This is a genomic window from Gordonia sp. (in: high G+C Gram-positive bacteria) (assembly GCF_047602025.1).
Classification (GTDB): domain Bacteria; phylum Actinomycetota; class Actinomycetes; order Mycobacteriales; family Mycobacteriaceae; genus Gordonia.
Map to the genome: position 1 here is coordinate 436,584 of NZ_JASGII010000001.1, position 13,209 is coordinate 449,792.

Sequence of the window (13,209 nt, forward strand, 5' to 3'; positions counted from 1 at the left end):
GGCCGGAGTCGTCCGGGCGGCATAGGCTGGAGCCCATGAGCGCAGCAAACGCCCAGTGCACGATGTGCCACGGCGAACTCGAGGACGGCTACATCGCCCACTGGAGCAACAACGGCCGCACTGCCATCAACTGGAGCGGGGGCTCGCCGAAGGCGCGCTTCTTCGGCAAGGGCCTGCGGTCGGGCGGCACGCAGGACCGCACGCTGTCGGCGCTGCGCTGCGTGAACTGCGGTCACGTGGAGTTCTTCGCCAACTGAGCCGGTCGCGTCACAAACTCGTCTCGAACCGGCAACGACGCCCGTCCCGGCTGGAAACGGTCAGAGCGGACTCCTACCCTCAAGGGTGTTACTGATGTGACTAATGTGATTTGAGGGGTTTGTCATGGCGCGGACTCGGGCGCAGCGCGGACCGGTGTCGAAGCCGGCGCTCGGTGCTGCCGGAATCGCCGTGGCCGGCATCGCGCTGGCCGTGGCGCTGCCCACCGCCATCACCCCCAACCTGGTCGCAAAGGTCACCAAGCAGTCCTACATCGACGCGGTGCTCCCGGGCGCGGGTCGCAAGGTCACCGTCGTCGTGCAGTCGGCGTCGATGGGCCGCCAGATTCCCGTCACCGTGCTCAAGCCGCGCGACGAGGGCAAGCCCGCCCCGGTCCTGTACCTGCTGAACGGCGCCGGCGGTGGCGAGGACTCGGCCACCTGGGACGCCAAGACCGACTACGAGCGCTTCTTCTCGACCAAGAACGTCTACGTGGCGACCCCGATCGGCGGCGCCTTCTCGTACTACACCGACTGGCAGCGCGACGACCCGGTGCTGGGCCGCAACAAGTGGCAGACCTTCTTGACCAGGGAGCTGCCGCCGCTGCTGAACAAGCAGTTCAAGACCACCGGCGCCAACGCGCTTGCCGGCATCTCGATGGCCGGCACCTCGGTGCTGAACCTCGGCGTCGCCGCCCCGAAGCTCTACCGCTCCGTCGCCGCCTATAGTGGCTGCGCGCGCACCTCCGACCCGCTCGGCCAGGCCTACATCCGCATGGTCGTGTCCGACCGCGGCCGCGGCGACGTCACGAACATGTGGGGCCCGATCGGCGGTCCGGGCTGGATCGCCAACGACCCGTACCTCAACGCCGCACGCCTGCGCGGCACGAAGGTCTACATGACGACCGGCACCGGCATGCCGGGCCGCAACGACACCCTGGGCGCGCCCCTGGTCAACAACGATCCGATCTCCCTGGCCAACCAGGTCGTCGTCGGCGGTCTGATCGAGAGCGCGGTCAACCTGTGCACGCAGCAGATGGCGCAGCGCTTCCGACAGATGCACATCCCGGCGACGGTGATCACCCGCCCGACCGGTACCCACTCGTGGAAGTACTGGGAGGAAGACCTAAAGCGCACGTGGCCGATGATCGCCCGCGATCTCGGCGTCGTGCCGGCCGCGCCGGCGAAGAAGGCCCCGGTGGCGGGCAAGCCGCGAGCGGTGAAGCCGCCGGTCGCCCGCGCTCCGAAAGCGCCGGCCGGGCCGCGGCGCTGATCAGCTGTCGCGGCCGCGCAGCAGCAGGCGGACGGTCAGTTCCATCCGGTTGGTCACGTCGGTGGCCGATGCCCGACGGGTCAGCCACTGGACCAGGTTCGACATCCACACGTCCGCGATGACGCGGGCGATGGCGAAATCCTCTTCATCCGGCTCGCGCTCGGCGCCGACGATGGCGCCGGCGAGCAGGCGGTCGATGGTGTTGGCGACGTTGTCGACCTCGGCGGTCGCCGACGCGTCGGCGAACATGAACGCGCGGGTCATCGCCTCGGTGAGCAGCGGGTCGCGCTGCATCGCGAAGGTGATCATGTCCAGGACCGTCCGCAAGCGCTCGACCCCGGTGGCGCCCACCAGCTGTGAGCGGTCGACGCGCGACTCCACGCGTTCGAGCTCGCGGGCCAGTGCGGTCACCAGCAGGTGGACCTTCGACGGGAAGTAGCGGTACAGGGTGCCGACGGCGACATCGGCCTTCTCGGCGACGGTGCGCATCTGGACGGCGTCGTAGCCGCCCTTGGAGGCGAGGGCCAGCGTGGCGTCGAGGATCCGGCGGCGGCGCTCGCGCTGCGCGGTCGACCCGCCGGTCGCACCGGACGAGGTGGGGGTTTCATCGACGGCGGGCGCGTCGGCACGCTCGTCGGCGTCGGCCTTGGCCGTTGCGGTTCGCGCCATCGTCTCGTCGGTCCTTTCGCTTGCGGCTATCAGTAAATGAGGGCCACATGGCATATTAGAACAGGTTCTAGTTAGTCGTTTCAATAAGACATGCAGGGGAATCCCGTGACAATTGCCACGTCGGCCGAGCAAATCGCGGTCTGCAAGGCCATCGCAGACTGGGCTGCCGCGCGCGATACGACCGCCATCGCCAAGGCCGAGTTGGACGAATCGACCGACGCGTGGCGGGGCCTGTGGCCCGAACTCGCCGAGCTCGGCGTCTTCGCCGCCGCCGCCGATGAGGCCGGTGGCGGACTCGGCGCCCCCTTCGCCGATGCGGCCGCGATGGTCGCCGAGTGCGGTCGCAGCCTGGTCCCCGGACCGATCCTCCCGACGCTGGCCGCCGCGGTCGCCGCGTCGCGCATCGACGGCGGCGCCGAGATCGTCGAGAAGATCATCGCCGGCGAGCTGCCCGTCGTCGTGCCCGCCGACCACTACCGGCTCAGCCGCGACCTGGAGATGACCAACCCCGCCGGTCCGGTCGATCTCGGCCCGGTGCCGGGCTGGGTGCCCGAGGCGGCGCTGCTGCTGGCCATCGTGCTGCCGGGCAAGGGTGTCCGCTGGTACCTGCTGCCGCCGGAGTCCGGCGTCACGGTCGACGCGACGAAGGTCGCCGGTCTCGACGGCACGATGTCGTGCTCGCGGCTCACCCTCACCGGCCTCGACCCGGCGAAGCTGATCGAGTTGCCGCGCGCCGCGCACACCGGCGCGATCCTGGCGGCGGCGAACACCGCCTACCAGTCGGGCGTGGCCAAGTGGTGCCTGGACACCGCCGTCGACTACGCCAAAGTGCGCACCCAGTTCGACGCCCCGATCGGCTCCTTCCAGGCCATCAAGCACATCCTCGCCGACATGCTTTGCCGCAGCGAGCAGCTGTCGGCCGCCGCGTGGGACCAGGCCGGTGCGGTGGACGACCTGCTGGCCGCCGACGACGGCTCCGACGGCCTCGACCTCGGCACCCAGGCCGGACTCGCGACGCTGGTGGGCAACGTGCTGATCGCCGACCTGCCGCTGGCCAACGCCAAGGAGTGCATCCAGGTCCTCGGCGGCATCGGCTTCACCTTCGAGCACGACGCCCACCTCTACCTGCGCTCGGCGCTGGGTGTCCGCGCCGCCCTCGGCGACGCCGCGGCCGACCGTGCCGCGTTGGGCCAGACCGCCATCAACGGCGAGCGCCGGCGCTTCTCGATCGACCTCTCCGAGGTCGAGGACCAGCGCGCCGGGGTGCGCGCCACCGTCGAGCAGATCGCCGCGGCGCCCGAGGCCGACCGCCGCGGCGAACTCGTCCGCACCGGCTATCTCATGCCGCACTGGCCGAAGCCGCACGGCCTGGCCGCCAGCCCCGCGCTGCAGCTGCTCATCGACGCCGAGCTGGACCAGGCCGACGTGCACCGCCCCGACCTCGTCATCGCCGGGTGGGCCATCCCGACGATCCTCGAGCACGGCACGGAGGCGCAGCGCGAGCGCTTCGTCGCGCCGACGCTCGCCGGCGACATCGTCTGGTGCCAGTTGTTCTCCGAGCCGGAGGCCGGGTCCGACCTCGCCTCGCTGCGGACCAAGGCCGTGCGCGCCACCGGGCCGAATGGTGAAGCGGGCTGGCGCCTCACCGGTCAGAAGATCTGGACGTCGCAGGCGCACAACGCCCAGTGGGCGGTCTGCATCGCGCGCACCGATCCCGACGTCCCCAAGCACAAGGGCATCACCTACTTCCTCGTCGACATGGCGTCGGCGGGCATCGACATCCGCCCGCTGCGCGAACTCACCGGCCGCGCCATGTTCAACGAGGTCTTCCTCGACGACGTGTTCGTCCCCGACGACCTGGTCGTCGGCGAGGTCAATAACGGCTGGCGCCTGGCCCGCACGACCCTGGCCAACGAGCGCGTCGCCATGGGCGGCTCCAGCCTGGGCAAGGAGATGGACTCGCTGCTGCGACAGCTGGCCGAACTGGGGCGTCCGCTGACGCCGGGGGAGCTCGGGGAGCTGGGCGGCCTCGTGGCCGACGCTCACAACGGTCGCACCCTCGACGCCCGCTCGGTGTCGCAGCGCCTCGCCGGTCACGATCCCGGCGCCGCGTCGAGCGTGCGCAAGCTGATCGGCGTCGTGCACCGGCAGGGCGTGCCGGACTTCGCGCTGCGCCTGCTCGGCGTCGACGGCATCGCCGCGTCGGAGGCGTCGGAGCTGTTCCTGCTCAACCGGTGCCTGTCGATCGCCGGCGGCACCACCCAGATCCTCAAGACGGCCGCGGCCGAACGGATCCTCGGGATGCCGCGCGGCTGATCGATCAAGCTTCAACACTTGACTTACTTGAATCAAGTAGTCACACTTGATTATCTAATATCAAGTTTCAGGACTTGAGGAGGTCTGCGATGTTCGTGGTGACCGCCGACCAGCGCGCCAGTCGCGCAGACGCCGATCGCGTGCCCGACCTGCTGCGTCGCCACCATGACCTCCCCGCGGTCCGCGGCTTCGAACGCACCGCCGGCGACGAGGTGGAGGCGGTGTTCGGCGACCCCGCCACGGTCGCCTCGGTCGTCGTCGACCTCGTCGCGTCCGGCCACTGGTCGGTGGGCATCGGCGTCGACGACGTCGAGCACCCGCTGCCCGCCCAGACGCGGGCCGGCCGGGGCCCGGCCTTCGAGGCCGCGCGCGCCGCCGTCGAGACCGCCAAGGGCCGTCGGGTGCCGTTGCGGGTCGTCGGGCCGTCCCCGTGGTGCGTGCACGCGCAGACGGCCGCCTGCCTGCTCGTCGACCTGATCGCGTCGCGCAGCGAAGCCGGGCGCGAGGCGGTGGCCCTCGTCGCCGCCGGCGACTCCCAAGCCCAGGCCGCGGAGAAGTTGGGTATCACCCCCCAGGCGATGTCGCTGCGCCTCAAGGCGGCGCGCTGGGATCTGCAGCCCGACAGTCAGACCCTCGTGACAGAGTTGCTCCGACGATGTGAGGAGGACCGATGATCGTCGCCCTGTTCCTCGTGGCCGCCGTCGTGCTCGGACTCGCGGGAGTGCCCGATCGCAACCACCTGGCCGGCGAGTCAAAGCGCACCGACGCCGACATCCGGCGCTTCGACGCCACGATGGCAGCCGTCCTCGCCGCCCTGTTGGCCGGTGCTGCGATCGCCGCCGCCGTCACCGGTCCGCTGGCCGGCTGGGGGCTGGTCGCCGTGCGGGTGCTCGCCGTCGTGGCCGCCGGGGCGACCGGCGGTTACTTCGTCCGGACCGCACTCTCGTTGGGCGGGATCCCGACGCGCAGTGAGAACTACGACGACCCCGACGACGAGCCGCTGCTGCGCGGCGGCCGGGTCATCGGCGTCCTAGAGCGCACCGCGGTCGCCGGCTGCCTGCTGGTCGGCTGGCCCGCCGGCATCGCCGTGATCCTGGGCGTCAAGGGGCTGGCCCGCTTCCCGCAATTGCGCGAGCACCACGCGAGCGAGCAGTTCATCATCGGCACCTTCGCCTCGGTGCTGTGGGCGTGCGCCGCCGCGGGCGTCGGGTATCTGGTCGGGGTGTGAGCGCCGACCTAGCTTCCGCCGGAGACGACGAGGATCGGCAGGTCCACGTGCAGGTACGCATCGGCCGGCCAGTAGGTGGACATTGCCTTGTTCAGGCCGTCACTGGTCTCGTAATCGCCGGGCGGTAGCGACGCCGCCAACTCGTCCGCGAGTTGGGGACGGTCGGGGCGGGCGCCGCCCAGGTACGCCGATCGAAGGCCCCGCGCGACTCCGGGTTCGAGGGTGATGATGGCTTCGAGGCGGGTGTCGCACGGCCCGGGGAGCAGGCGGTCGTTGCCGTGCGGGCAGCGGGTCATCGAGCGCCACGTGGCGGACACCGGTTTGCCGGCGGCGGGGTAGCGCTTGGTCAACGGCTCCAGGTTGTGGCGGATTCCGCTGTTGGTGTCTTGGGGCGGCGCTGAGTCGGTAACGGTGCAGGCACCACCGGTCGCCACGGCGGCGAGCAGTGCGAGTGCGGTGAGAAGGCGGCGCATGGCATCAGGGTAGAGGCGCCGCGCAGACCGGGTCGATCGGATCGGCGCCACCGCATCAGTCGAGCGAGCGCACGACGCCAAACATCGCCGGGACCTGCGCGCCGCCACTTACAATCCACTCGTGAACCTTGCCGGGCGCAGCGCCGAGATGGCCGCGGCGTCGATAGCGATCGCCGACGACTCCGGTGTCGCCGGGCCGCTCATCGTGGGGGACCCCGGCGTCGGCAAGACGGCCCTCGCGGGGCAGGTGGCGCGCCAGCGCGCGGGCGGTGGTTCGGTGCGGTGGGTTGCGGGGAGTGATGCGACGCGGTCGATCCCCCTCGGTGCCTTGGGGCACCTGGTGAGCGTGCCGGGCGAGATGGACCAGATCGCGATGCTGGCCGATGCGCAGCGCGCGCTCGCGGCCGAGGCGTCGTCGCCGCTCGTCATCGATGACGCACATCTCCTCGACCAGCTCAGCGCGATCGTGGTGCAGCAGTACGCCTTGGCCAGGCGCGGACCGCTCGTCGTCACGGCACGGGTCGGCGATCCCCTGCCCGAGCCGATCGCCCTGCTGTGGAAGGACTCGCACCTGCGACGGATCCGGCTCGCGCCGTTCAGTCCGGAGCAGAGCGAGGAACTGCTCGTGGCCGCCCTGTCCGGCGAGGTCGAGCCAGAGCTCGCCGAGCAGTTCCACCGCTTCGCGCTCGGCAGTCCGCTCGTCCTGACCAACCTGGTCCGGGTGGCGGCGGCCGACGGAACCATCGAGAAGCGGAACGGGCGGTGGCACCTGAACGGCCCGCTCGCCATCGGCGCCGACCTCGCCGAACTGTTCGCGCAGCGGCTCGCCGGGCTGACCGCGCAGGAGCGCGAGGTCCTCGAGATGGTGGCGCTGGCCGACCGGCTGGATCTCGACACCATCGTCGCCGTCGGTGGGATCGAGGCGGTGGCCGCGTTGGAGGACAGGCGCCTGCTCGTGGTCGACGATGGCGTGGCGCGCGTCGAGCACCCGCTGCTCGCCGAGGTCGTGCGCGACCGGGCCGGCGCGGCCAACTCGCGAGCGCTGCGGGGACGTCTCGCCGAACACCTCGGCCGTCGCGGGCCCGATGGCGCCTGGCCGGACGCCCGCACCCTGGTGCGGGCCGCACGGCTGCGCAAGGATTCCGACCTTCCGGTCGATATCGAGCAGGCGTGTACCGCGGCCAGCCGGGCGACCGCTATGGCCGCGCTGGACGTCGGCGAGGAACTGGCCCGGTGGGCGATGGCCAATGGCGGCGGACTGTTCGCCGCGCTGGTGCTCGGCGACGCGCTGACCTGGCAGGGCCGGGGGTCGGAGGTCGAGGAGCTGATCGCGCCCTACGCCGAGCAGGGTCTCGGCGAGCTGATCGAGGTGCGGGTCGCGGTCCTGCGCGCGGTGAGCCTCTACTGGAACGCGGGACGCCCGGACGCCGCCCTCGACCTGCTGGCCGCGGCGCGCGAGCACACCGAGCTGCCAGCGGCGATCGACGTGCTCGACGGCGTCGAAGCCCAGATGAAGTTTTTCCTGGGGGAGGCGTTGCCACTTCTCGAAACCGCCCCGCGGCTGCTCGCCAAGCCGGATGCGTTGCCCGCCGCCGCGGTGAGTCTGGCCGGAACCACGGCGATCGCCCTCGGCCTCGCCGCGCGGATGGCCGAACTGCGTGCGACCGTCGAGCGGAGCGCGGAGTTCGCGGCAAAGTCGGCGACCGGGTTGTTGCAGTTCAATGCGGCCGTGGGAATGGTCTTCGGCGACGTGCTGGCGGGCGACCTGTGCGACGCGGAGCGGGAACTCGTGCGCTGGCGGCAGCGCGCCGGCGGTGAGCCGTCGGCGGAGGCGATCGTCGACATGCTGGAGGGGCGGGTCGCCCTGGCGCGCGGGGATTTCGATACCGCCGTGCGACTGCTGCGGGTGACGTTGACACGGCGGATCCACTCGGGCTGGTTACTCTTGGCCGCGCACTTCCTGACGATGGCCGAGTTCGAACGGGGCGACGCAGATGCGGCCTCCGCCGCGTGTGCGCAGATGGAGGCCGAGGTCCGACCGAACCTGGTCTGCTACCACCCGGCTCGTGAGCTGACCCGGGCGTTGGCGGCGGCGGCGCGGGGCAACATCACCGGTGCTCGTGATTCGGCGATTCGCGCCGCGAACCAGTACCGGTCGCAGCACGCGCCAGCGGCCGAAGTCTTTTCGCTGCATCTCGCGGTTCGCGTCGGGGACCGCTCACCCGCGCGCCGCCTCGCCGACCTGCACCGGAGTCTGGACAACCCGTTCAGCGAGGCCGCGATGCTGCACGCCCGCGGCCTCGCCGACCACGATGCTGCGAAGCTGCTCCGTGCCGCGGCAGCGTTCGAGGCGATTGGATTCCCTTCCTTTGCCGCCGATGCCGCCGCCCATGCCGTGGTCGAGGCCGACGAACCCGAGGCCGCGCGGGAGTTCCTGAACCGGCTGGTGTCGGCCACCGGACAGGGCACCCCGGCGGTTCGAGCCGTGCGGCGGTCGGTCAAGCTCACGACGCGGGAGGAGGATGTCACGGCGCTCGTGGTGGCCGGACTGAGCAACAAGGAGATCGCCCGCGAGCTGGGGGTGTCCGTGCGCACCGTGGAAGGGCACCTGTACCGGGTGTACACGAAGACCGGGGTCACCGAGCGTTCTGCGCTCCGATTGCTGATGTAGCCCCGGCGCCGGCTTCGGTGAAGACGTTCAACCGATTCCGGATACGGCGGTGCAGGAAGTCGACGAGGACGTCCTCGAACACGGCGTTGTCGTCGCCCGCGACCATGTGGTGCGCGCCGCCGACGCTGGCGAACTCGGCGTGCGGCACCACGCGCAGGAAGCGGGCCGAGTCCTCGATGCTGATGACGTCCGATTCGCCGCCGCGCACCAACAGCGTCGGAATCCGCAGCGACGCGGCGGCCGCACCCAGGTGGACCGGGTCGAGGTGGCGGTCGCGCTGGACCGCCTCGGCGCCGATGTCGCGGAGGAACGCGGGATCCCAGTGCCAGTACCAGCGGCCGTCGCGCTCGCGGAGGTTCTTGCGCAACCCGTCGAGGTTCGACGGCCGCTTGCGGTGCGGTTGGTACGCGGCAACGGCATCGGCGGCCTCCTCGAGCGCGGCGAACCCGGTCTCGGCGTGCTGCGCCATGAAGTTCTTCACGCGGTCGGTGCCGGCGCGCTGGGTGAACGGGGAGACGTCGACGAGGACCAGGCCCGCCGCCAGCTCGGGGTCGTCGCCCAACGACGACAAAGCGGCGTTGCCGCCGAGGGAGGCGCCGACGAGCACGGGCGGCCGGTCGAGGAACCGCGCGACGGCGACCACGTCGTCGGCGAAGCGCCCCAGCCCGTAGTTGCCGTCGGGGGACCAGCCGCTGTCGCCGTGCCCGCGCAGGTCGAGGGTGATCGTCGACCAGCCCGCGGCAGCGATGTCGCGCGCCGAGGAGGCCCACGAATGTCGCGTTTGACCGCCGCCGTGGAGGAAGACGACCGGCGGATCGGCGGGGTCGCCGTAGCGGTCCCCGACGACGGTGACGTCACCGGACGGGATCTCGATTCGCGTGTCGGTCATGCCCCGATTGAACCACCGCGGCGATACCGCCGAACCGCCCGACAGCAAAATAGAACCTGTTCTAGTATTAGGCGGGTCGACCCACTACATTGGGTCGGAACAGGTTCTTATTTCGGAGAGAGGCGACGTGGACTTCAGTCTCGACGCGGCAGCCGTCGCAGTGGCAGATGTGGCCGAGGATGTGTTCACCCGGACCACGTCCGATCCGGCCGAGTCGTTCACCGGCGACGACGGATTCGACCGCCCGACCTGGCAGGCGCTCGTCGACGCGGGGCTGCTCGCGCTGCCGCTGCCCGAGGCGGTCGGCGGCGACGACCTCGACGCGACGGCGGTGCTCCCGCTGCTGCGTCGGATGGGCAAGGCGTCGGCGGTCACCCCGGCACTCGGCACGCTGACCGCGACGCTCGCCCTCGGCGGCCACGACGATCAGGCGCAGCGCCTCGCGCCCGTCGCCTCGGGCGCATGGCTCGCGATCGCCGCCCGCGAGACCGGCGCATCCCTCCTCGACGAGCCGACGACCACGCTCTCCGGCGGCAAGCTGTCGGGCACCAAGTCCGGCGTCCTGTGTGCGCCGGGCGCCCACGCCTTCCTGGTGACCGCGCGCGAAGGCAAGAAGGACGTCGTCGTGTGGGTCCCCGCCGACGCGGCCGGCATCGAGATCAAGCGCACCCCCGCCTCCAGCGGCTGGAGCGAGTCGACGGTGACGTTCTCCGGCACCCCCGCCGAGGTGCTGCCGATCTCGGCGCGCGAACTGCTCGACTACTACCGCTTCGTGCTCAGCGCGTACGCCGACGGACTCATCGACGGCGCCACCGCGATGACCGCGACGCACGTCAGCACGCGCACCCAGTTCGGCAAGCCGATCGCCCTCTTCCAGGCGGTCGGCCAGCAGCTCGCCGACATCTACGTCATCGGGCGCTCGCTGAGCCTGGTCACGACCGCGGCGGCCTGGCGTCTCGCGAACGGGCTCGACGCCGAGTCCGACATCGCCACCGCCGCGTACTGGGTCGCCGCCGAGGTGCCCGCGACGATGCGCACGATGACCCACCTGCACGGCGGCATCGGCGTCGACGTCACGTATCCGCTGCATCGCTACTTCTCCATCGCCAAGGACCTGGCCCGCCTCGTCGGTGGCTCGGGGACGCTCGATGAGCTCGCCGATGCGCAGACGCGCGCCGCCGAGTTGCCCGCGTCGTCGGTGGAGCCGGATGAGGGCATGTACATCGACCTCACCCCAGAGCAGCGCGCGTTGCGCGATGAGCTGCGCGCCTACTTCGAGAACCTGATCAGCCCGGAGGACGAGGAGACCCTGCTCACCGAGCGCCACGGCGCGACGCTGCGCAAGGTCGTCAAGCAGATGGGCGGCGACGGCTGGCTCGGCGTCGGCTGGCCCACCGAGTTCGGCGGCAAGGGCTTCGGCGACATCGAGCAGCAGATCTTCACCAACGAGGCCGTCCGCGCCGACGTCCCGCTGCCGTCGGTGACGCTGCAGACCGTCGGCCCGACCCTGCAGGTGCACGGATCGGCGGAGCAGAAGGCCAAGTTCCTGCCCGGCATCCTCACCGGAGACGTCCACTTCGCCATCGGCTACACCGAGCCCGACGCCGGCACCGACCTCGCCTCGCTCACGACCACCGCCGTCCGCGACGGCGACCACTACGTCGTGAACGGCCAGAAGATCTTCACCACCGGCGGCCACGACGCCGACTACGTCTGGCTCGCGGTGCGCACCGACCCGGACGCGCCCAAGCACAAGGGCATCTCGATCCTCATCGTCGACACCTCCGACCCCGGCTACACGTGGACGCCGATCATCACCGCCGACGGCGCCCACCACGTCAACGCCACCTACTACAGCGACGTGAAGGTGCCGGTGTCGATGCGCGTCGGCGAGGAGGGCGACGGCTGGAAGCTGATCACCACCCAGCTCAACCACGAGCGCGTCATGCTCGGCCCGGCCGGCCGCATCGACGGCATCGCCGCGCGCGTGCGCGAGTGGGCCGCGCGCCCGGGGCAGGACGGGAAGCCGATCAACGACAAGCCCGACGTCCGCCGCGCCCTGGCCCAGATCGGCGCCTACGCGCGCATCAACGAACTGCTCAACTGGCAGGTCGCCTCGACCGGTGAGGCCATCTCGATGGCCGACGCCGCGGCGACCAAGGTGTTCGCCACCGAGCGCATCCAGAACATCATGCGGATCGCCGACGACATCATCGGCCGCTACGGCGACTTCGCCGACCCGGAAACCGCCGCCTTCGTCGACTGGCTCGACGTCCAGGAGAAGCGCAACGTCGTCATCACCTTCGGCGGCGGCGTCAACGAGGTCATGCGCGACATGATCGGCACCGCCGGACTCGGCCTGCCACGGGCCCCGCGCCAGTAGGAGCGACTAGGAACCATGGACAACGACGAGATCCTCGCCGCCGCCCAGCGGCTCAAGGACGCCGGCCGGAGCGCGCCCAAGCCCGGCCGCGACCCGGTGAACCAGCCGATGATCAACAACTGGGTCGAGGCGATGGGGGACGACAACCCCGTCTACGTCGACGAGAAGGCGGCGCGCGCCGCCGGCCACGACGGCATCGTCGCCCCGCCCGCGATGGCCCAGGTGTGGACGATGCGCGGGCTGCACGGCCAGCGCACCGACGACGACCCGTTGGGGCGCGCCACCGAGCTGTTCGACGACGCCGGCTTCACCTCGGTCGTCGCCACCAACTGCGACTCGGTCTACCACCGCTACCTGCACCCGGGCGAGCAGGTGTCGCTGTCGGCCGAGCTCGTCGACGTCGTCGGGCCGAAGAAGACTGCCCTCGGCGACGGCTGGTTCTTCACCACCCACAACACCTGGAGCGTCGGCGACGAGGTCGTCGCCGAGATGGACTTCCGGATCCTCAAGTTCAAGCCGGGGACCGGTGCGCAGAAGGGGCCCGCGGATCTCGACCCCGCGAAGCTGATCCGACCGCAGTCCTCGCGCGACACGGCCTTCTTCTGGGAGGGCGTCGCAGCCCACGAGCTGCGGATTCAGCAGCTGCCCGACGGCAAGCTCCAGCACCCGCCGATCCCCGCGACGTGGACGACCCGCGACGCCGACGGCGTCTACGGCACCACCGACTACGTCGTCGCCAGCGGTGCGGGCACCGTGTTCAGCTTCGTCGTGCACCACGCCCCGCAGGTGCCCGGCCGCAAGCTGCCGTTCGTCGTCGCGCTCGTCGAGCTGGCGGAGGGCGTGCGGATGCTCGCCGAGCTCCGCGACGTCGAGCCCGGCGATGTGCGGATCGGGATGCCGGTCCAGGTCGAGTTCCTCGACTTCCCAGCAGATGAGCGCAGCCCCGACGGTTGGGCCAACTACGCGTTCGTCCCCGCCGAGCGTGCCCAGAAATCCGCCGAGCGTGCCCAGAAACCTGCCGAGCGTGCCCAGAAGTCCGCCGAGCGTGCCCGG

Annotated in this window: 10 protein-coding genes and 2 pseudogenes; 9 read left to right on the forward strand and 3 right to left on the reverse strand. The window is 71.0% G+C overall.

Going from position 1 to position 13,209, the window contains the following annotated elements:
- Positions 1–35: 35 nt before the first annotated feature.
- The gene (locus QM728_RS02175; RefSeq protein ID WP_415030414.1) at positions 36–257 is read left to right on the forward strand and encodes a PF20097 family protein; all 222 of its coding nucleotides are present in this window, start codon (positions 36–38) and stop codon (positions 255–257) included.
- 124 nt (positions 258–381) lie between these two features.
- The gene (locus tag QM728_RS02180; protein ID WP_415030415.1) at positions 382–1,527 is read left to right on the forward strand and encodes an alpha/beta hydrolase; all 1,146 of its coding nucleotides are present in this window, start codon (positions 382–384) and stop codon (positions 1,525–1,527) included.
- Here the strand turns inward: QM728_RS02180 and kstR are convergent, their stop codons facing one another.
- Positions 1,528–2,196, reverse strand: coding sequence for a cholesterol catabolism transcriptional regulator KstR (gene kstR / locus QM728_RS02185; protein ID WP_415030416.1), 669 nt, complete (start codon positions 2,194–2,196; stop codon positions 1,528–1,530). It abuts the gene before it with no gap.
- Between the two features lie 105 nt (positions 2,197–2,301).
- Between kstR and QM728_RS02190 the strand changes: the two genes are divergently transcribed.
- The 3 genes from QM728_RS02190 (at position 2,302) to QM728_RS02200 (ending at position 5,740) form a co-directional block, all read left to right on the forward strand.
- Entirely contained in the window at positions 2,302–4,512 is a 2,211-nt protein-coding gene (locus tag QM728_RS02190) for an acyl-CoA dehydrogenase family protein (protein ID WP_415030417.1), read from the forward strand.
- Positions 4,513–4,601: 89 nt separating this feature from the next.
- A complete protein-coding gene (locus QM728_RS02195) occupies positions 4,602–5,186 on the forward strand; it encodes a hypothetical protein (protein WP_415030418.1) in 585 nt (194 codons plus the stop codon).
- Positions 5,183–5,740: a hypothetical protein gene (locus QM728_RS02200; protein ID WP_415030419.1), complete on the forward strand. Its 558-nt coding sequence runs from the start codon at positions 5,183–5,185 to the stop codon at positions 5,738–5,740. Before QM728_RS02195 ends, QM728_RS02200 begins: the two co-directional genes overlap by 4 nt.
- An 8-nt stretch (positions 5,741–5,748) precedes the next feature.
- Here QM728_RS02200 and QM728_RS02205 read toward each other — a convergent pair whose 3' ends face one another.
- Positions 5,749–6,213 (reverse strand): hypothetical protein, encoded by a 465-nt coding sequence (locus QM728_RS02205; protein ID WP_415030420.1) that lies wholly within the window; start codon positions 6,211–6,213, stop codon positions 5,749–5,751.
- Positions 6,214–6,334: 121 nt separating this feature from the next.
- On the opposite strand from QM728_RS02205, the gene QM728_RS02210 reads away from it, so the two are divergent.
- A complete protein-coding gene (locus tag QM728_RS02210) occupies positions 6,335–8,884 on the forward strand; it encodes a LuxR C-terminal-related transcriptional regulator (protein ID WP_415030421.1) in 2,550 nt (849 codons plus the stop codon).
- On the opposite strand, the gene QM728_RS02215 is transcribed toward QM728_RS02210, so the two are convergent.
- Positions 8,850–9,773 carry an alpha/beta fold hydrolase gene (locus tag QM728_RS02215; RefSeq protein ID WP_415030422.1) on the reverse strand — a complete coding sequence of 308 codons (924 nt, stop codon included), beginning with the start codon at positions 9,771–9,773 and terminating at the stop codon, positions 8,850–8,852. The genes QM728_RS02210 and QM728_RS02215 overlap by 35 nt on opposite strands.
- Between QM728_RS02215 and QM728_RS02220 the strand changes: the two are divergent.
- From QM728_RS02220 to QM728_RS02230, 3 genes and pseudogenes are all read left to right on the forward strand, one after another.
- A pseudogene (locus tag QM728_RS02220) lies at positions 9,772–10,872 on the forward strand (acyl-CoA dehydrogenase family protein); the annotation flags it as partial. The gene QM728_RS02215 and the pseudogene QM728_RS02220 overlap by 2 nt on opposite strands.
- 117 nt (positions 10,873–10,989) lie before the next feature.
- Positions 10,990–12,156 (forward strand): acyl-CoA dehydrogenase family protein, encoded by a 1,167-nt coding sequence (locus QM728_RS02225; protein WP_415032818.1) that lies wholly within the window; start codon positions 10,990–10,992, stop codon positions 12,154–12,156.
- Positions 12,157–12,171: 15 nt separating this feature from the next.
- Positions 12,172–13,146, forward strand: a pseudogene (locus QM728_RS02230) (bifunctional MaoC family dehydratase N-terminal/OB-fold nucleic acid binding domain-containing protein); the annotation flags it as partial.
- Positions 13,147–13,209 lie beyond the last annotated feature (63 nt).